Genomic DNA, 18,339 nt, shown 5'->3' with positions numbered 1-18,339 from the left:
GAGCTCAGCGCGAATTGAGAGGCAGTCTACGAGAGCGGCGGCGAATAAAAACATGATAAAGTTTTATGCCAATAACCGTTAGTTATAGTATTTACCCTGAGGTAATAAGGTTAATGGCAATTAAGCTTCATCAATTGCGCGCACTGGTCGCCGTCGCGGATCATGGCACGATCGTCGGCGCCTCGCGGGCGCTATTCGTCAGTCAGCCAGCCGTTACCAAAGCCATTCGGGAACTGGAAACCGATATCGGCATGTCGTTATTCGGCCGTAGCGTCAATGGCGTCGCTCTTACGCGCACCGGGGAATCTCTGTTGCGGCATGCGCGGTTGATCGTCGGGGAACTCGGGCGCGCCGAACAGCAGATGGCGATGGAGCGAGGCGCGCAGGAAGGCCGCGTGACGATCGGTGTGACGCCGCTCGCGGCACTTACGCTGCTGCCCGATGCTTATGCACGGTTTCGCCTGGATATGCCGCACATCACAGTCGAATTTCTCGAGTTTCACGCGACGAACCTACAGGATCGGTTGCGCCAGGGTTCGCTCGATTTCGCGCTCGCCGCGGCGACCGAATCGTCCGCCGATTCGTCGATCGAATGTTCGGAACTGCTGTCTTATCCTTTGGCGTTCGCAGTGCGCGCGAACGGTGCGCTCGCGAAGGCCAGTTCGCTCGCCGATCTGTGCGATGTCGAATGGGTCCACTCCGACACTACCGACGACTATCCGCAATTTGTCGCCGATCTGTTCAACCGTCAGGGCCTGCCGGTGCCGAGCCGGATCACTCGCTGCACGTCGCAATCGCTGATGTACAGCCTCGCACTCAGCATCGACGCGGTGATGGCCTGGGCTTCGCACACGCTCGAACTCGTGAACTCGACGGGGCATATGAAAAGGCTGGATTTCGTTGAAACGTCGCGCACTGCGAGATTGCATCTGATGCAGCGCGAAGGCGCGATTCACACGCGCCCGGCCGACTATTTCATTCGCTGCATTCGCGAGGCCGCGCTGATGTGAGCCCCGCGGCGCGCGCAGCAAGCTATCTCCTGAGCACCGCCGTCACCTGCGAGCGGCACTGAAATGCTCAAGCCCCGAAATGATTGCGCACGAGATCGGCGAACGCGACCAGCGCGGTAAGCAGAACCACGATGAACAGCCAGCGTTCCAGCACCGTAAACACAGGCCGTTTTCCCTTGCGACGCTCGGCGATGTAGAACCATGCAGTCGCCGCCGTGTAAAGCACGGTCGACATCAACAGATAATGCAGGCCGCCCGCGTACACGAGAAAGAGCGCATAGACGCAGCCCATCAGCGCGAGCATGAAATCGATGCGCCGTGACCACGGCTGCCCCGCATACGATTCGCCGCTCGCGGCGAGCTTCAATCCATAGCCGGCGACGAACAGATATGGAATCAGGCTCATCGATGTCGTGAACTCCTTGGCCAGCGTGAACGCTTCTTTCGAAAACAGCGTCACGATCAGAAACGCCTGGATCACGAGGCTCGTCATCCATAGCGCGGCGACCGGTACGTGGTTGCGGTTTTCTCGGCCGAGAAACGCGGGCATCGTACGGCTCTTGCCCGCCGCGTGCAGAATTTCGGCGGCGATCAGCGTCCATGCGAGATAGGAGCCGAGTACCGAGATCAACAGGCCGAGCTTGACCACGACCGCGCCCCAGGCACCGACCGCGGCGCTCAGCACGCCAGCCATCGACGGATTTCTTAGCGTACCCAGCTGCTCGAGCGGCAATACGCCATACGACAACAACGTGACCATGACCATCAACGCAAGCACGCATAGAAAGCCGAGCACGGTCGCGACGCCGACGTCGCGCCGTTCGCGCGCGTGCCGTGAATAAACGCTCGCGCCTTCGACGCCGAGAAACACGAAGACCGTCCCCAACATCGTCTTGCGCACCTCATCGAAAAGACCGGTCGCCGACGGCTCGGGACCGGTCCACAGATTCGCGACGAACACCCGCCACTCGACGCTCGACAGCACGAGCACCGCGAACAGTCCGAGCGCAAGCAACTTGGCGACCGTCATAGACGCATTCGCAATCGACGAGCCCTTCACGCCGCGCAGAATCAGATAGTGAAACACCCAGATCATCAGCGAGGAACTGACGATCGCGCTAAACGTATTGCCGGCGCCGAACGAGGGCACGACGATCGCGAGCGCGGACTTGATCAGCACGAGATAGGCCACGTTGCCGAGACAGCTGGCGCACCAGTAGCCGAACGCCGACAGAAATCCCGTATAGCGTCCGAACCCGACGCGCGCATATGTATAGACGCCGACGTCGAGCTCGGCCTTGCGCCATGCGAGCCGTTGAAAGATCAGCGCGAGTATCAGCATGCCGGAGCCGGTGATGGTCCAGCTGATCAACGACCCGACGACGCCGGTATATTTGCCGAGCGCCTGCGGCAACGAAAAGACGCCCACCCCGACCATCGAGCCGATCACCATCGCCATCAGGCCCGGCGCTGAAAGTCTGACGCGCTTGTCCATGCTGCGATCGCTCTCCCGCGAACACGTTCCGATCGAGCCGCGCTCGCGCGACTACGATGATCGACCACTCAGATGACGATCGTGCCGGTCGCGAGGCCGATCAGCGCGGCAATCGCGCCGCAGGCCGCGACGGCAAAGATGACCCACTCGACTTTCGAAAACACCCGCATGCCGCGCTCGCGTTTGGCCAATACATACAGCACCGTACCGGGCGCATAAAGCAGTGCCGATAGCATCAGGAATTTCAGGCCGCCCGCGAACAGCAGAAAGGCCGTATAGAACGTCGCGAACATCGCGACGAAATACTCGGTGCGCAACGCACCGCTCAAGGTGCCTCCATTCTGTCCACTATCGCGGCGCGCAGCCTTGATGCCGTACGCAGCCACGAGGAAATACGGAATCAGCGCCATCGAACTCGTCAGATTGAGCATCAGCGCAAACGCATCGGTCGACCAGTACGTGCTGACGACGAAACACTGCACCACGGTGCTCGTGAGCCAGATCGCCGCGACCGGCAGCTTGCGCTCGTTTTGTCGCGCGAAGATGCGCGGCATCGTCTCGAGCCGCGCAGCGGCGAACAGCACCTCGGCACAGATCAGCGACCATGCGAGGTATGCGCCAAGGATCGAAATGATCAGACCGGCGCTGATGAACACGACGCCGAATGGGCCGAGCAGCGCGCCGAGTACCGCGGCCATCGACGGCTGGCGCATCACCGCGAGATCGGCGCGCGGCAAGCTCGCGTAAGGCAGCAGAGTCACCAGCACCAGCAGACACAGCACGGCGACGAAGCCGGTGATCGTCGCGGCGCCGACGTCCGAGCGCTTTTTCGCGTAGCGCGAGTACACGCTCGCACCTTCGATACCGACGAACACGAAGACGGTGACGAGCATCGTCGCGCGAACCTGCGAGAACAGGCCGTTGCCGAGCTGATCGTTGCCTTCCCGCAGATTTGCATGAAACATGTCGGCGCGAAACAGCGCGATCAGTATCACGATGAACAGCACGATCGGAATCACTTTCGCGACCGTCACGATCGTGTTGATCATCGTGGCCTGCTGGACACCGCGCAGCATCACCAGATGAAACAGCCAGATGCCCACCGACGACACGAAGATCGCGGTCGCCGTATTGCCCTCGCCAAAGACGGGGACGAAAGCGCCGAGCGTCGATTTGATCAGCACCCAGTACGACACGTTGCCGAAGCAGCCGGCCATCCAGTAGCCGAATGCGGATAGAAAGCCCGCATAATCGCCAAAGCCCGCTCGCGCATAGGCGAACACGCCGGCATCGAGTTCGGGCCGGCGCTGTGCGAGCGCCTGGAACACGCGCGCCAGCGCATACATGCCGATGCCCGCCACGCACCATGCAATGACGGCTCCGAACGGTCCGGTCGCGCGTGCGAAATTGCGCGGCAACGAGAATATCCCTGCGCCCACCATTGAGCCGACGACCATCGCGGTCAATGCGGGTAACGACAGTTTCGTCTCGACCTGGGTTGCCATCGTTCACCCTTCAGAGAAGCTGATTTCTTCCAGAAAGGGACTTACGCGGAGCAGGTGCGCGTACGTTGCGCATCTCCTGTTAGTCCTCCCGACTGAAGCCAACGGCCTTGCGAATGTTTCGTGCGTTTGCGGTGCCTCGTCGTCGCTCATTGTGACGCCGGCGCCGGTGCGTTCCCGGCGGCGGCCGCGGGTCCCGTCGGCGTTTGTGGATTCGCTGCGACTGGCGGATTGGCCAACCAGCCGCCCCCCATCGCTCTGAACAGCGCGAACTGTGCCTGCAGTTTGCCGACCTCTTCCCTCGCCTGCGACGACTGGCTTTCGAGCAGCGCAACCCGCACCTGATCGATATCGACGCGGCCGGTATCGCCGAGCTCGTAGCGACGTCGCACCTGGTTCAGCTGCGTGGTACGACGCGCGACTTCTTCATTGCGCGCATTGAACAACTCGTCCTGCCGGTTCAAACGCGCCAGCGCACGCTCGACGTCATAGAATGCGCCGAGCGCGGTCTTTTCGTAGTTGAACATCGCCTGCTGCGCCTGCGCATCCGACGACTCCACCTGCGAGCGCCGCGCGCCGAAGTCGATCAGCGGCATCGCCATCGCCGCGCCGAATAGCCAGAACGTGCTGGTCCCCAGGTTTTGACCTGCGAACTCCCAACCGTTGCGCGCGAGCATGCCGCTTAGCGATATGGTCGGCCAGTAGTTGAGTCGCGCGACATCCGACTGTCTGACCGCCGCATTCACGCGGGCCTGCGCCGCGATCAGATCCGGGCGCCGCATCAGCAGATCGACGGGCTGGCCGGGCTCGATATGCGGCAGCGCGGTCATCAGCGTGTCGCTTTCATCGAGGATTCCCGCGAACTCCGCTGGCTGCACGCCGCACAGATTCTGCAAATTCAGCCGCGCCTGAGCGATGCCGTTCTCCAGGTCCTGCAAACGCGCATCGACCTGCGCACGGCCAGCGCGCGCCGCTTCGATGTCGGTACTCATCACGAGGCCCGCGGTAAAGCTCTTTTCGGCGATGTCGACGAAGTCGTCCGCGATCGCGCGGCTTTGCAACAGGATCGTGCGCTGACGCAACAGGCCGCGATACGTGACGTACAGATCCGCGACACCCGACACCACGCTCAGGCGCACCGCTTCCGCATCGCCCGCAGCCGCGCGTACCTGCTCCCGTGCCGCCGAGAGCCGCGAGCGTCCCTGGCCGAACAGATCGATCTCCCATTGCGCCTGCAGACCTACTCGAAAGAACTGCGCATCGGTATTGGTGATGCCGAGGAACTGCGCGAACTCGAGCTGCGTCTCGCCGCCGTGAAACCTTGCGCCGCTCACGCTCGCACCGAGCGATGGCAACAGTTGCGAGCGAGCCAACCGAATCCCGGCCTGGACCTGATCGACGCGCGCGTAAGCGGTGGCGATGTCGAAGTTGCGTGCGAGCGCGAGTTCGATCAGTTTGTTCAGCGTCGGATCGTCGTACTGGGTCCACCATGCGGCGAGATCCTGCGCGGACATCGGGGTCGCCGCGTCCGGTTGGGCCTCCGAATACTGCGGCGGAAACGCGGCGGGCTTTTCCAGCTGCAACGAACCCGAACAACCTGCTTCGAGCAGCAGCGCCGCGACGACGAGAAGACAGTGGCGCGCGCGGATCATTTTGCTTCCGGGTGTCGGCCCGGCTCCCATTCCGCCTGCTTGATCGAGAACAGCATCGAGTACAGCGCCGGCACGGCGACCATCGTCAGTACGGTGGCGAAAGCAAGGCCCGACATGATCGTAATCGCCATGTCCTTGAAGAACGGGTCCCACAACAGGGGCGCCATGCCGAGCGCCGTCGTGCCGGCCGACAGCATCACCGGACGCAAGCGGCTCATCGCACCGTGGGTCACCGCCTGCATGCGAGGTACGCCGGCGGCGACCTGCGCATCCATTTCTTCGACGAGCACGACGCCGTTCTTGATCAGCATGCCGATCAGGCTCAATAGACCGAGCAACGCCATGAAGCCGAACGCGCCACGGAACAGCAGCAGACCGATCGTCACGCCGCAGATCGACATCGGCACGACGAGCAGCACGACGAGCGCGGGCTTCAGGCGTCCGAACATCATCAGCACGAGCAGCGCCATCGCGATGAAACCGAGCGGCAGTTGCCGGAACAGGCTTTGCTGCGCGCGCGTCGACGATTCGTGCTCGCCGCCCCATTCGAAGCGATAGCCCGAAGGCAGCTTGATGTCCTCGATGCCCGAGCGAATGCGGTTGAAGGCGTCGACACTGTTCTGCCCATAGATAGGGTTCGCCGATACGGTGATCGTGCGAATCCGGTCCTCGCGCGCGATCTGACCTTCCTCGGTCCCGACCGTGAAGCCGTCGACCACGTCGCCGAGCGGCACGTAACGGCGCAGACCGGCGCTGAACACCTGCAAGTCCTGCAGACCCGCGACGCCGCGCGTGTAGTCGGGCGAGAGCAGCACGATCGGCAGCAACTGATCGCCTTCGCGATAGATGCCCGCGCGCAGGCCCTCGGTTGCATAAGCCATGGTGTCGGTGACCTGCCGGCGCGTCACACCGAGCGAGCGCGCGCGCGACTCGTCGAATTCCGGCCGCACGATGCTGATCGGGTTCTCCCAGTCGTCGCGGATCGCGATGATGCGGCCGTCGGCCTTCAGCACGTTCTGCGCTTCCTGCGACAAGCGACGCAGCACGGCCGGATCGGGACCGGAGAAGCGCGCCTGAATTGCCGCGCCTCCGCCGGGGCCGAAGTTCGGCCGCGTCACCGTCCAGTGCTGCTCGGGGAAACGCTTCTTGAGATCCGCTTCGATGTCCGGAAGCATGATGTCGATCAGGCGCAGGTCCTTCGCGCCGACGATGAACTGCGCGTACGACGGATCGCGCGTCTCCGGATCGTAGACAAGGAAGAAGCGCGTCGCGCCGGAGCCGATATACGTCTGCACGTTGCTGACATCCGCATGCTCGAGCAGCACCTTCTCGACTTCGCGACTCTTTTCGACGACCGCGCGAATATCGGCGCCGCGCGGCAAACGCATATCGACATAGAAGATCGGCGTCGTCGACGCGGGGAAGAAGCTCTGCTCGACAAAACGGAACGCCCAGCCGGCGAGTACCGTCAGCGCGACGAGGCCGATCACCACGAGCACGCGCCGTCGGGTGACCCATGACAATAACTCGCCATAACGCTTGTACAGCTTCGCCTTGAACGGGTCTTCATCGATGATGTCCGCGGGCTTGAAAAGATACGTGCCGAACAGCGGCGTCAGCGCGATGGCGATCACCCAGCTAAATAGCAGCGAAATCGCAGCGACGGCGAACAGCGACGCACAGAATTCGCCGACCGCATCCGGCGACAGACCGATGCCCGAAAAAGCCAGAATCCCCACGATGGTCGACGCAAGCAGAATCCATTGGCTTTGTTTGAGAATCTCGGTCGCCGCCTCGAGATGCGACTTGCCTCGCTGCACCCTCACGAGCATGCCCTCGACCACCACGATGCTGTTATCGGTCAGCATGCCCATCACGATGATCAGCGCACCGAGCGAAATGCGCTGCAGCTCGATCCCCGCCGCGTACATGACGAGCAGCGTGCCGAGAATCGACAGGAACAACTCGACGCCGAGCACGATCCCCGCACGCCACCCAAGCCCGATGCCGAGCGCGACACCGACGATCGACACGGACAGGAACACGTCGAAGATGAAACCGCGCACGCTCTCATCGACGACCTGCGGCTGATCGTAAAGCGAGTACAGCTTGATGCCGATCGGGCGGTCGCGCTCGAGTTCGGCGAGTTTCGCCGTGATCCGTTCGCCGACCCTCACCACGTTGACGCGCGGTCGCGCGCTGATGCCGATCGTGACCGCGGGCTCACCGTTGTAGTGAATGACCTGGTTCGGAATCGTCGCGTAGCCATGGCTCACGCGAGCAATGTCGCCGAGCAGAAGCGGGCCGGGCGTATTGTTGACGGGCAGCGAGCGGAGGGCCTGCAGTGAATCGAGCGAGCCGGTCGGCGCAATCCGCAACGACAAGTCGCCGACGCGCTCGCGGCCCGCGGGCCGCACCTCGTTCTGCAGGAACAGCGTCTGCGCGAGGTCGTCGGTGGAAAGATTGTTGGCGATCAGTTGCGACTGGTCGACGTCGACCGAGATCTGCTCCTGCTGCTGACCGGCGATCACGATGTCGGACACGTCGTCGAGCGTCAGCAACTGGCGGCGCAGTTCGCGCGCGTACGCATACAGTTGCGCCTGCGTATAGCCCTCGCCGGTCAGCGCGTAGAACATCCCGTAGACGTCGCCGAAGCGGTCGAGCACGAGTGTCGGGCCCGCCCCCGGCGGCAGCCGTACCTGCGCATCCGACACAGAGTTGCGCAATTCGTCCCACACTTGCGGCAATTGCGCCGACGTGTACTGGTCGCGAATCTGGACGCGGATTTCAGAGTAGCCCGGCATGGAACGCGAGGTCAGCTTCTCGACCTGCGGCATCTGCTGGATCGCGCTTTCGAGGCGGTCCGTCACCTCCTGCTCGACCTCGTGCGCACTCGCGCCCGGATACAGCGTCACGACGACCGAAGTCTTGATCGTGAACTTCGGGTCTTCGAGCCGCCCGATGTTGTAGTACGCAAAAAGGCCGCCCAACAGCGAGATCAGCGTCAGAACCCATGCGATCAACGGCTTTTCGATCAGGGGGCGCGCGAGGTTCATTGAGGCGCATCCATTGGACGGACCGCCATTCCCTCTTTCATGAACTGCGAGCCGCCCGCCACCACCCGGTCGCCCTCCGCGACCGCACCCGCGACGACCGCATCGTCATTGCGAATTTCGCGCACGCTGACCGGCACCGCATGCACACGGCCGGACGCCGCATCGTAGCGCCACAGACTGCGCTGACCGTCCGCGCCGATCGACACCGCCGCGATCGGAATCGCGAAGTAGCCTTGATTGTCGTTTTGCGCGACTTGTCGGGCCGTGTCGGAAATCTGTACCCGCAACGCCATGCCGGGTAACAGCATGGCGCTATGCGGTCCCTCGATCGAGAACACGAGCCGGTAGGCGGCCGAAGTCGGCGAGGTCTGCGTGGTCCGTTCGCGGAACACTAGCGGGAAGCGGTTCTGCGGCCGCTCGGGCAGCCACGCCTCGGCTCTCAGCGTCTTGTCGACGAACAGCCGTTCGGCAATGCTCTGAGGCAGATCGACGCCGACATCGACACGGCCGATGTTTTCCAGATTGAAAGCGGGTGCGCCAGCCTGCACGACCTGCTGGATCTCGATGTTGCGGCGAGCGATCCGGCCGTCGAATGGCGCGACGAGCCGGCTATTGCGCAAGTCGCGGCTCGCCATGTCGCGTACTGCGCGTGCGGCGACCGTGGCAGCCGACAGCTGCTCATAAGCAGCCTGTGACAGAATCCCGTCCCTGCGCAGCACCGCCTGACGCTTCAGGTTGTCGCTCAGTTGCTGATACTGCGCGTTCGCGCGTTGCAGTTGCAGCTTGTAGGGTTCTTCATCGATACGCGCGATCACCTGCCCGCGTTTCACGGATGCGCCTTCGAGCACCGCGATCTGCACGACGCGGCCCGATACTTCGAAGGCGAGCGGCGAGATGCTGGTCTGCTCGACTCGCCCGGTAAATATGCGAATGGCGGAGGCGTCGGCCGGTTCCACCCTGGTGAGCTGCACGGCTGGCCTCGTTTCGCCGCTCTGTGTTTCGGTCTGCCGTTGGCAGCCCGACAGCGAAACGACCAGCGCACAGGCCAACGCGCACCACAATACGCCGGTCAATGCGACGCTGGCTGATCGGCCTGGCTGCGGTGCTTCGGAACGGTTTGCGGTCATCTCGTCCTCGGCTGACTGCTGGCGCAACCCATGTCGCACACCCCGGCGGCAACGTAGCTCGCGGGCCGGCGATTACGAGGCTCTACAGGTTGCTCGTGAATTCATAGTGGTCCGCATCCCTTCTGTGGGACCGGCAACGTTATGCGTCGTCATTCAGGCTCCGTTTATCAGGCATCCTGTGTAACTGCCAACCTGCTTCGCCACGCCGAAGAAACACTGAGGAAATTCACTAGTCCGCCCTGTATGGAATGGACGGCGATTCCAGCACGATCAACAGTCGTTCATGACTTCGCGCAGTTCACGGGTGGACTGCCCGTGTCACGCGTGCGTCATTGTCCCCTTTCGCAGTTCGTCACGGGCATCATGGCCGATCCATGCGCTAGCCGTCAATCGATTCGCGACTTACGTCGGGCATACAGATTTATTCCATGGTGCGCTCGGAAAGAACGCTGTAGGTCTCAAGGAATTTGTTCGCCGAAGGAGCAGCCGTGATTAGTTGAATCGGGATTCTTTCTCATTGGAGCCAATACGCATTATGGCGAACGGCATGGGTTGAACCAGCGATTTGCCGGGCGTAGAGTCCACCGGATTCTCCATCGCGATGCGCCGCGGCGATATTCTGTCGACCGGACGTCTGATGGAGACACCTGCCAACGCCAGCCGCTGGATTGCATCAATACCGTCTCGACCGTCGGCGGAATCAATACCGACCGGCGTTTGTCGAGCCTCACCGAACTGTCGTTGCAGATGGCCATCACGAACACACCGGCCAACGCCTGCGAATGGAGCGACGCGCGCTTCGCGCATGCGTTTCTATTCCTCGGTGAACGCACTGCTGGCGACCGTGCATTCGAAGATGGTCAGACCCAGGTCCGTGACCATTACAACTACGCGGTGCAAGAGCTTGCGCGCGCTGTTTCTGCGCGGCGCGCTCGCGACCGAAGCCGGCAAGGACGTGCCGGGCACGCAATACATCGCAGGCTGGCCATTCATCTCGACCTCAGCCGGACCGGACCCGGCGCCCCGAAGGCGTGCGCGAACCGCGCGAAGTCATCCCGGCGTCGCGGCTGTCGTTCGCCTGGACGCCGACGCGGGCGGCGATGCCGATGGCGAAGGAGATGGCAATGCCGAAGCCGATAGCGGTGTGTCGTCACCGACCGCGGGACGGCCGAAGCCGGCGTCGCGCTATTGCAGCGAGATGCCGTCGCCGAACGTCACCACGTTGATCTGGTTCAGCCAGGGCACGCTCGAACAGGTCGTGAGGACGGGCGGCTCGATCGGCTACTGAACTTCACACCGATGCCGCACGTCGAGCGCGCCATATTTATCGCGGCACCCCACCAAGGCACACCGCTCGCGAGCAACCGGCTGTCGCGCTGGACGGCCAACCTCGTACGTCTGCCGCTTGCCCTGCTAAACGAGTTCAAGGAAGTGATGGGGACGGCGACGAACATCGAAGCGCAGGGACAGACCTTCCAGGCGCCGAACAGCATCGAACAGTCGGGCGAAATCGATCCGTTGATCCGCGCGATTTCGCAGTTGCCGATCGGCCCTCACGTTTGCTTCCGTTCGATCATGGCGTGGTGCCGCGAAAGCGGGCGGCTCGAAGATTCCGACGATGGCGTCGTTCCTTATCGCAGCGCGCATCTCGCGGGCGCGCTGTCGGAGAAGGCGATCATTGCCGGGCACAGCGTGCAGCAGATGCCGCGGGCGCGAGGAGGCGGGGTCGGCGAAGTGACGGCGGAGCAGCCGGGTGTTTTTTCGCGACGGCGTGGGCCTGGCGAGATCGATCAAGTCAGCGAAACGTTCGAATGGTCAGCGCGAGCCCCTCCAATTCATTCGCTACAAATTACGTATTGAATGTTACGGATCGTTGAGCCGCGTGGGTGCATTCATGCGTCTGGTCCGCGATGGATGGAAGTGACGGGGTATCGTGCACCAATTTGATTGATCGGCGTGAAACAATACTTCGGTGAGCAGAAAAAGATCTTTTAAAACAAGGAGTTATGATATATGAAAGACATTTCCCAATGTTTCACGAGGCTCCCGTTGGCGAGATCGGCTGCAGAATCGACGGTTCGCGCTCGGATTGGCTAATACTGCGTCCTTTTTCGATATTAAGTTCGTAGAGGTTGCCCGCATGCTCTGGCACCGTATGTTATTAGATTGTCCATGGACGACTGTGATGGGCGTTGAAGCTCAAGTTGTTGACGCGCTCGGCGATAAATAGTGGCTCGCGTTGGGATCATGTGATGCGCAACCGTCTCGCCAATCCATGTCACAGAGCGAGCCGGCCGACGACTCTTTCCGTCCACGATGACTTGCGCGGTTGTCCCCGCTCATCCCGCCAACCATCGTCCAGCGGGTTAATTGCCGATAAGCCGAGCGCTGCGACTTTGATTTCGCGCTGACCGCGTGGTCTGGCGGCGGCTCACCGAGTAACCCCGACATACGAGACCAGACGGAAACCATCCGTTGCAGTCGATTAGCTCATTGCTCAAGTGCTGAGCCAAACGATGATCGGCGCGGTCGCGATGCATGCCTTCGAAAAAGACGAGCCGGACATCCCGTGAGGGAGCGAATCGATCCGCAGACTTGTCGACCGAGATTACTTATCCGAACGTGCCTTGTCACTAACAACGGGCAGAGTTTGGCTTAACGCACGAACCGTCAAACGCGTAGCGGTTGGGAGGTGTTGGTGATTGACTTCTCGCCGTCGGGCGACTGGCAGGATCTGCAATGGGACATGATTCCAGGGCAAGCTTGCGCCGCTCGAATCAGATGCGAACACCGCTGACGGTAGGTTTGATCTGCTTAAGTCTAGAGGGATCGCGCTACCAAATGCGGACATCCCTAGCGCGGTATTTGAGTAATAGCGGTGCTGGCTCCCGCCGCACCTTGACGTATGCCGTCTATCCGCTGAGGGCACGCCAAATGCACAGCCTTTCTTTGCGCGTCAGTCCATCCGGATTCCACCGCAAATCGTATGGGACGGATTTGCCGGCAGAAATGCCGCCGACTGTATGGTCGATAAGCGTTGGTGCGAGCGCCGCATGTCCGTGGCCATAGGTGCTTTCGAACATCGGAGCGGCCGTGAAACGCGTCGACGACATTCACCAATGCGCTGCGGCCAGGAGCGCCATCATTAACTCGACGCTTTATGGAAAAGCATTGTCGGCGTGTCCCGCGATATTTCACCTGTTTGCCGGCAAGCCTGTGGCGTCCGTTTGGCGAGCGTCGAGTCGTTCTCAAGGGCAGCGATTTTTCTCATTAGCAAGAGCGAGCCGTCGATGGCCAAGCGGAGGCACGCGGACAAATAGCCGGATCGTAGCGCGAGGTTGAGAATGACCGTGGATGGCTTGACGGGGAACATTCTCTTTTAAACGAGAGATAGCTGTGCCTCCGACAATATGACCCATCGGTGAGTCGGTGGAAGCCAGCTCACGGATTGCCTCATAAATTCCGAGCCAAATGGCGAGCTCGATCATGTTCAGGAGCTGACCAGCAATCAGCCTTGCAAGATTGCCCCGCGAAGGCACTACTACGCGTGTCTCCCCGTGAACCGCCGAAGGCACAATGAATGTTCGTCCGCACGGAGGCGACGCTCTGATATCGACGTCGGTTTCCGCCGGCAAGAATGTCTAGAGTCTAGACACTCGGATGGACGCTGATGCGTGGCAGCTTAGAGAGTGTCTAGACTCTAGACACTCTCTTAAGCTCGGACCATTTTGGCTGGCCGAAAAAAAGCCCGCACTTGGCGGGCCTTTCTACACTACGAACCAGAAATCAAATCAACTCGTTTTCGGCTGCGACTGAAACATCTGTCCGATCAACTGTCGTATCTGAACCTCTTGCGCCTCGGTGATCACCCCGGTCTTGATCTTGATCGTGAAATTGCTGACATCCTTCGTGATGCTTCCAGCGTGCTCTCGCCCCGCGAAAAACTTCTCGATGCTGCGACCGCTGGTACCAGCCGACGTCGTCTGCCGGGTCGCCAAGGCAGTGATTGCCGCCGCGACCTTGCCTTGATCCATTTCGCCTCTCACCAACAGCGGCCAAATTTCACGAGCCGCTCTAACCCCTTCCTCGCCGTGCTTTTTGATGGCCGTCCCGATTGCTTGCGCAGCAGTCCCGCCCAATAGTCGCGGTTGAATATCGAGATCTTTCTTGATGAAGTCCGGCAGATTATCGAACGATAAGAACTGGTACAGACCCGCCCGAGACAAGCCCATCGCTTCCGCCAGTCGCTTGCGATTCGGAAACTCCGTTTCCGATCGACGGATCGCAACGCCGATTTCATAGTCAGTAAGGTCGTCGCGGCTGATGTTTTCGACCATCGCCAGCACGGCCATATCCGAGTCGGAGCAATCTGCGACGACTGCCTTGATTGTGTCCTGCCCCAGCATCTTGTGCGCACGCCAACGCCGTTCACCAGCGACGATCTGATAGTCGTCGGCGACACGACGGACCACGATCGGCTGCATCAGCCCAACTTCCCGGATCGACTCCGCAAGCTCGGCCAACTTTGCTTCGTTGAACACGCGGCGCGGCTGCCACGGGTTCGGCAAGATCCCCGCAACCGGCAGTTGCGATGCGACGCCGGTCGATTCCAATTCCTGCACGCGAAGCTGCGCAACGGCCAGCGCGCCGGCAAGGCCGGGCGCCGTTTGCGTGCGGTTGCTGCGCTTCACCTCGTCCTCGTTGATCGACGAAGTTTTGCGAATGCCGGACGTCTTGGCCAGCAACTGTTCTCGCATATTGCTCATTGCGCGTTCCTCCATTTTTCCGAATAGATCTCGTCGATCCAGCGACAGTAATCGACGAGAGGCTGCCGCACGCGTTGCAGCGACTTGGCCGCGCTGTGATTGCTGCTAATGTCGAAGACGGTCGAGAACGCCAACGCCCCGGTGCTCATCACCGAGCTCGCCGGTACCTCGATCGAATGCAACCAGTTTTCGTACGCGCTTTGCGCCCAAGCACGTACGATCGGCGCCGACGAGTTCCGCCCATAATCGACACGCGACAACACCAGCGACACAAAGTCGTATTTCTTTTCCTTCTCGAATTTGATGAAGCTTTTGGACACGTCTGAGAAGAGTCGCCAGAACGACAGCGAGCTGATGAAGTCCAGGTTTTCCGGCACCATCGGCATCACCATGGCATCCGCGGCCATCAGCGCGTTCAGATTGAGGTACGACAGCGACGGCGACGTATCCATCAGAATGTAGTCGTACTTCTTGCGCAGCGGCTCGAGCCCTTGACGAAGCACGGTCCAGAAACGAAAACCTGGCCGCATCTTTTGCATCGCTGGTAGATGGAACTCTGCTCCGATCAGTTCCGTATGCGCGGGAATCACGTCGATACCATCCCAGTACGTCGACTGAATCCGCCCCTCGAGGCCGCCCTCGATGTCCTGGTCGTAGACATATGGCAATACCGTATCTTCAGGCGACACGTCTTTTTCCGCGTACAGTCCGCACAGTTCCGAGAGCGACGCCTGCGGATCGAGATCGACCACCAACACTTTCCGCCCCCGTAGCGACAGCCCTTGGGCAAGGCACATCGTCGTAGTCGTCTTGGCGGAACCACCTTTGAGCTGCGCGGTGATGATGATCTTCCCGTCTGGTTCCTTCAGACGAGTGACCAGTGGAGTCTGGTAGATGTCGGAAATCTTTTGTACCCAGATCCGCGCTTCTTCCAGCGTGAAGGTCCGGGTACGGCCCGTGCCGGCCGCCGTGCCCGAAGGCAGTTCTCCGTCGCCTTTTGTTGCGAGATACTGAACCTGCGAGTGCGAGATGTTGCACATCTCGGCAATCTCGCCAGTCTTGAAAACGGGAGCCGTTTTTCGAGGACGTGGAGCCAGAATCGTGTCACGCAGCTCATTAGTGAAAATGGTGACTTTTTCTGCGAACTCACTGATCTGCTCAAAGTGAACGGTTCGGTCTACGGCAGGAAGTTGGCTCGTTCTGACCATTCTGAGGTTTATCCATAAAATTCCAGAAACCTCAGAATACAGGAAATACTTGAAAATAGCTTTTTAAATTACTGTTTTAATGCAGTTTTTCTGGAAATTTCCATGTTTTCACAGCGTTTTCGGTGGCGGAACTGTCGTCGAAACGAAACAGGCCCCGAAACACCGCGTGCTTGAGGGCACAAATGACCTCACCTTCCCTCGTAATAGGGCCAGCCGACTCGGCGAACTTGCTTAAAACTTAAGCACCGGGTGAGGTCATTTGTGCACTTTCTCATTTCCGCGAAGCCCACTCCGGCGAATTGCAGCACAACGGACCTCACCATTATCAGGTTTGTTGCCACCTTCCGGCGAGCGCTCCGTCCGTTTGCAGCGCAAAAGCACAATCAACCTCACCTAGCACCCGCTGATTTCCGCCGGCGAGAGGCGGCCAGCCCGTACCCCAGCCCGTCATTAATCCTTGCGGATCACCGTGAAAGCACAACCAACCTCACCTTGGCCACGCACCCGTTCATAAGCTCCCAGGCATCGCACAATCGACCTCACCATGCTGCATTGCGCAATCTCCACGTCAATTTGCTCTGTGATCCCAGTTGGTAGGTTTTTTTAAACCGAGAACGAACCCACAAACCTACATACCAAAACGATATTCAATTCATTCAACGACTTAGGTCTGAAAAGGTGAGGTGCGTTGTGTCGAAGGTGAGGTTTGCTGTGCTGAGAGGTGCGGTTGGCTGTGCAGCAAGGTGAGACCAATTCCCCACCACGGTGCGGTTCCATGTGTTTGACCGTGCGTCGATTTCCGAAGGTGAGGTGGGTTGTGCATTTGCAGGAAATGAAGGTCGGATGGGCCGTCCCATAAGGCTTCGCCGCGCGGAAGTCCCTCTCGCAAGGTGAGGTTCCTTGTGTAGATGGTGAGGTCCTGTGTGCTAAATCGCGGAATGGGCGAAAAAGCGGCCACCGCCGCCGTCGTTGTGATGGTGAGGTTCTGTGTGTTGACAGCTCACCACCGCATGCTTACAGTCCCGGGAGCTAAAAAGTGGATGAAGAACATGGCCGCGGACAATCCGGAAGAGGGCAAGTCGAAAGCGACGTCACGCCAGATGGCGCTCGCGCTGTTCGAAGACATGTTCGATCAGGGATTGCGCATCAACGAGGCCAATCGCGAGATCGGTTATCAGCGCAACGATTTCTTCACCGAGATCGTCAACATGGGACTGCCGGCGCGGCGTTTTCTCGATGCCGCGTACTTCATCGTCGCGCAGGAGCCCGAGCAACGCGATCAGTACGACGTCGAACTCAACTACTTCAAGTGGCTGATGCGCTACGATAGCCGCAACCTGAAGCATTTGCGCACGATCGCCGACGAAGCTCAGAACGCGAAAGTCCGCGTGACGAATACGCCCGCGGACCGCGATCCCAGTGAAGACGACCTGTGGGTGCAGGTCCAACTGATCGGTATGGTCGGCTTTCATCGCGGGCGTATGCGTTTCGACGTCCATCCACGGCTCGTGCCGCATATCCGCGATCCGCAGAAATCTCACTGGCTGAGCTTGCGCATTTCCACCGCGTTCACGCGCAGTCTCGCGCGCGCGATCTACGACAAGGTTTTGCCCAACGTTCCCGCAGGACGCACCGACTGGATCCAGCTCGAGGAAATGCGCAACTGGCCCGGCAAAATGGGCGCGAACGCCGCCATCTTCAAATACTTCAAGCGCGATTGGCTCGAACCGGCGGTGCGCGAGATCAACGAAGTGTCGGACGTCGAGATGTCCTACGAGACGCGAACTGAATCCACCACGTCGAAGAAAATCGACCGCATCCGCTTCCTGCTCAAGCGTAAGGACACAGCCGACGCGGTACTCGCGAGCCTCGCCGACGCGAGCCATCTGTACAAGATTCTCACCGACGAGTTCGGGCTGTCGACCAAGCAGTTCAGCGAGATTTCGGAGAACCGCGAACTGTGGACCGACGAACGCATTCAGCAGGCCGTCGAATACACGCGTTTCAGAATCAAGCGCGGCCAGGTCAAGAAGAGTCCCGCGGGCTATCTGATGCGCGCGCTACGCGACAACTGGAAGATCTCCGACGCCGAGCGCACGATGGTCGACGTGCAAGCCAAACTGCTCGCGGATGAGGCGCAGGAACAGGCAGCCAAGACCGAAACGAGAAAGACCCTGGCGAACAGCATCGCGACGCGTGAAGAAGAAGTGCGTGCGCGCATGAACGAGGATTCGCGCAAGGGCCGCGATCATTTCAACGCCGCCGATGCGAAGACGCGCAAGGAACTGATGCATGCGTGGACGACATCGCGCGAAGGCAAGCTGATGCTGCGTCGGATGAAGCTCGAACCGTCGACGGTCACCGAAGATGCGATCCTCGCGAATACGGAGCTGGTCTGGTATCTGGGGCAGTTCGTGTTCGGCCGGATGAATGCGGCGCGCGCGGCAGCGTGAAGTGAGCGGCTAGTCAGCAGGCAAGCAATCCAGACTCGGCCGAGCAGCAACAGGAAAGGGGTCTTGCACT

Annotated in this window: 12 protein-coding genes; 4 read left to right on the top strand and 8 right to left on the bottom strand. The window is 60.5% G+C overall.

Going from position 1 to position 18,339, the window contains the following annotated elements; all coding sequences use genetic code 11:
- The first annotated feature begins 113 nt into the window (after window positions 1-113).
- A complete protein-coding gene (locus AB3X94_RS23020; RefSeq protein WP_368612812.1) occupies window positions 114-1,010 on the top strand; it encodes a LysR substrate-binding domain-containing protein in 897 nt (298 codons plus the stop codon).
- A gap of 67 nt (window positions 1,011-1,077) precedes the next feature.
- Here the strand turns inward: AB3X94_RS23020 and AB3X94_RS23015 are convergent, their stop codons facing one another.
- From AB3X94_RS23015 to AB3X94_RS22990, 6 genes are all read right to left on the bottom strand, one after another.
- Window positions 1,078-2,505, bottom strand: a complete 1,428-nt coding sequence (locus AB3X94_RS23015) for a basic amino acid/polyamine antiporter (protein ID WP_368612811.1) — start codon at window positions 2,503-2,505, stop codon at window positions 1,078-1,080.
- A 68-nt stretch (window positions 2,506-2,573) separates the two neighbouring features.
- Window positions 2,574-4,010, bottom strand: a complete 1,437-nt coding sequence (locus tag AB3X94_RS23010; RefSeq protein WP_368612810.1) for a basic amino acid/polyamine antiporter — start codon at window positions 4,008-4,010, stop codon at window positions 2,574-2,576.
- Between the two features lie 146 nt (window positions 4,011-4,156).
- A complete protein-coding gene (locus tag AB3X94_RS23005; RefSeq protein ID WP_368612809.1) occupies window positions 4,157-5,659 on the bottom strand; it encodes an efflux transporter outer membrane subunit in 1,503 nt (500 codons plus the stop codon).
- Window positions 5,656-8,715 carry an efflux RND transporter permease subunit gene (locus AB3X94_RS23000; RefSeq protein ID WP_368612808.1) on the bottom strand — a complete coding sequence of 1,020 codons (3,060 nt, stop codon included), beginning with the start codon at window positions 8,713-8,715 and terminating at the stop codon, window positions 5,656-5,658. The genes AB3X94_RS23005 and AB3X94_RS23000 overlap by 4 nt, the downstream gene beginning before the upstream one ends.
- Window positions 8,712-9,686, bottom strand: coding sequence for an efflux RND transporter periplasmic adaptor subunit (locus AB3X94_RS22995; protein WP_368612807.1), 975 nt, complete (start codon window positions 9,684-9,686; stop codon window positions 8,712-8,714). Before AB3X94_RS22995 ends, AB3X94_RS23000 begins: the two co-directional genes overlap by 4 nt.
- A gap of 648 nt (window positions 9,687-10,334) precedes the next feature.
- A complete protein-coding gene (locus tag AB3X94_RS22990; RefSeq protein WP_176111552.1) occupies window positions 10,335-10,649 on the bottom strand; it encodes a hypothetical protein in 315 nt (104 codons plus the stop codon).
- Between AB3X94_RS22990 and AB3X94_RS22985 the strand changes: the two genes are divergently transcribed.
- Together AB3X94_RS22985 and AB3X94_RS22980 are read left to right on the top strand one after the other, a co-directional pair.
- Complete coding sequence (locus tag AB3X94_RS22985) at window positions 10,648-11,130, top strand: hypothetical protein (RefSeq protein ID WP_176111553.1); 483 nt, start codon at window positions 10,648-10,650, stop codon at window positions 11,128-11,130. The two genes, AB3X94_RS22990 and AB3X94_RS22985, sit on opposite strands and share 2 nt — an antisense overlap.
- Window positions 11,131-11,141: 11 nt before the next feature.
- Window positions 11,142-11,702: a hypothetical protein gene (locus AB3X94_RS22980; protein WP_176111554.1), complete on the top strand. Its 561-nt coding sequence runs from the start codon at window positions 11,142-11,144 to the stop codon at window positions 11,700-11,702.
- 1,931 nt (window positions 11,703-13,633) lie between these two features.
- Here the strand turns inward: AB3X94_RS22980 and AB3X94_RS22975 are convergent.
- Together AB3X94_RS22975 and AB3X94_RS22970 are read right to left on the bottom strand one after the other, a co-directional pair.
- Entirely contained in the window at window positions 13,634-14,608 is a 975-nt protein-coding gene (locus AB3X94_RS22975; protein WP_176111555.1) for a ParB/RepB/Spo0J family partition protein, read from the bottom strand.
- Window positions 14,605-15,816 (bottom strand): ParA family protein, encoded by a 1,212-nt coding sequence (locus tag AB3X94_RS22970; RefSeq protein WP_176111556.1) that lies wholly within the window; start codon window positions 15,814-15,816, stop codon window positions 14,605-14,607. The genes AB3X94_RS22975 and AB3X94_RS22970 overlap by 4 nt, the downstream gene beginning before the upstream one ends.
- A gap of 1,049 nt (window positions 15,817-16,865) precedes the next feature.
- Here AB3X94_RS22970 and AB3X94_RS22965 point away from each other — a divergent pair.
- Complete coding sequence (locus AB3X94_RS22965; RefSeq protein WP_176111996.1) at window positions 16,866-18,269, top strand: replication initiation protein; 1,404 nt, start codon at window positions 16,866-16,868, stop codon at window positions 18,267-18,269.
- Window positions 18,270-18,339: the final 70 nt, after the last annotated feature.

Source organism: Paraburkholderia sp. BR10923, from assembly GCF_040948765.1.
Taxonomy (GTDB): Bacteria; Pseudomonadota; Gammaproteobacteria; order Burkholderiales; family Burkholderiaceae; genus Paraburkholderia; species Paraburkholderia youngii.
Note: the sequence above shows the minus strand (reverse complement) of the source record. Positions and strands in the feature narration are given on the sequence as shown.

Excerpts from the sequence above, each read along its gene's own strand:
- AB3X94_RS22990 (WP_176111552.1), bottom strand. The coding sequence starts at position 10,649 with ATGCGCGAAGCGCGCGTCGCTCCATTCGCAGGCGTTGGCCGGTGTGTT.
- AB3X94_RS23020 (WP_368612812.1), top strand. The coding sequence starts at position 114 with ATGGCAATTAAGCTTCATCAATTGCGCGCACTGGTCGCCGTCGCGGAT.
- AB3X94_RS23015 (WP_368612811.1), bottom strand. The coding sequence starts at position 2,505 with ATGGACAAGCGCGTCAGACTTTCAGCGCCGGGCCTGATGGCGATGGTG.
- AB3X94_RS23005 (WP_368612809.1), bottom strand. The coding sequence starts at position 5,659 with ATGATCCGCGCGCGCCACTGTCTTCTCGTCGTCGCGGCGCTGCTGCTC.
- AB3X94_RS23010 (WP_368612810.1), bottom strand. The coding sequence starts at position 4,010 with ATGGCAACCCAGGTCGAGACGAAACTGTCGTTACCCGCATTGACCGCG.
- AB3X94_RS22985 (WP_176111553.1), top strand. The coding sequence starts at position 10,648 with ATGCGTTTCTATTCCTCGGTGAACGCACTGCTGGCGACCGTGCATTCG.
- AB3X94_RS22970 (WP_176111556.1), bottom strand. The coding sequence starts at position 15,816 with ATGGTCAGAACGAGCCAACTTCCTGCCGTAGACCGAACCGTTCACTTT.
- AB3X94_RS22975 (WP_176111555.1), bottom strand. The coding sequence starts at position 14,608 with ATGAGCAATATGCGAGAACAGTTGCTGGCCAAGACGTCCGGCATTCGC.
- AB3X94_RS22980 (WP_176111554.1), top strand. The coding sequence starts at position 11,142 with ATGCCGCACGTCGAGCGCGCCATATTTATCGCGGCACCCCACCAAGGC.
- AB3X94_RS23000 (WP_368612808.1), bottom strand. The coding sequence starts at position 8,715 with ATGAACCTCGCGCGCCCCCTGATCGAAAAGCCGTTGATCGCATGGGTT.
- AB3X94_RS22965 (WP_176111996.1), top strand. The coding sequence starts at position 16,866 with ATGGCCGCGGACAATCCGGAAGAGGGCAAGTCGAAAGCGACGTCACGC.